Here is a 1,106-nt window from a genome sequence, read left to right on the forward strand (position 1 = left end):
CAAGGAGCAGAGCATCGCCGTCCTTGGTGACGTAGGCCAGCACGAATACCATGTGGGCGATGAGGCGATGACTCACGCCGCCATTGCGGAGCTTCAGAAGCGTGGATTCAACAGTTTTGTGGTGCTCACGCACGATATCGAGCAAACCTCGGAGTTCTATGGCATGCCCGCTGCGAAGAGGCCGGAGGTGCCGTGGAACGCCTTCGAAAGGCACCAGCTCCTGCAGGAGATCAAGCATCTTCTCGGCGGTGGACCGGCAACGGAACGCGCCGCTGAGGTTGTCCGCACGTTCCGGGACGCATTTGCCGGTTGCGGCACCCTGCTCCTGGCCGGCGGAGGCAATCTCACCTCGCAATACGGCGGACTTCTCTTCGAACGCCTTGCGGCCATCAGGGTGGCGCACTCGATGGGCCTTAAAGTGCTGGTGTCAGGGCAGACGGTGGGCCCGGTCCTCGCCGGGCCGGAGCAGGCAGAGGTAGCGGAAGCCCTGCGCCTGTGCGATGCAGTGGGCTCCCGTGAAAGGCACACGTACGATCTGTTGTCCTCGCTGGACGTGGAGTCGGCGCAGGTTTTGGACGACGCCGCCTTCTTCGCCCAGGGCGTGGACTTGAAAGCCTCGGAAATCCCGCCGTCCGGCTACATTGCCGCTACGTTCGCCCCGGCGTCGGGCGCAATGCCGCGCAACGACTACCACCGGCATATGGCACGCCTGCTTGACCTCGCCTACGAGCATCTGCAGCTGCCCATACTGCTTCTCCCCCATGTATCAACGTTCGGTATACGCGACGGAGACCAGGAGTGCCATGCTGCCATTGCCCGCCTCTCCAAGGCGCCGGATATCCGGGTGCTGGACCAGAGGGCCGCGGAGGAAACGGCGGCCCTGACAGCCAACGCGGAATTGATCATCTCCAGCCGCTACCATCCGGTGATTTTTGGACTTTCGGCCGGCGTTCCCGTCCTCCCCGTTGCAGTGGACTACTACGGTGAGGTGCGGATCGGCGGAGCCTTGGAAAACTGGGGTTTGCGGCCTGTTCTTCGTTCACTTCGCCATCTCGGCGATGGAGACGACACCAAGTGGGTCAACTCCGTCATCGGACAACGGACGG

1 protein-coding gene is annotated in these 1,106 nt (G+C 62.9%); it reads left to right on the plus strand.

Features of this window, described 5'->3' with window-relative positions; genetic code table 11:
- Positions 1–67: 67 nt before the first annotated feature.
- On the plus strand, positions 68–1,106 hold a 1,039-nt coding region (locus tag AC5RWX_RS33650; RefSeq protein ID WP_494100480.1), incomplete at its 3' end, for a polysaccharide pyruvyl transferase family protein.

This window comes from Arthrobacter sp. SPT-J7 (assembly GCF_059089965.1).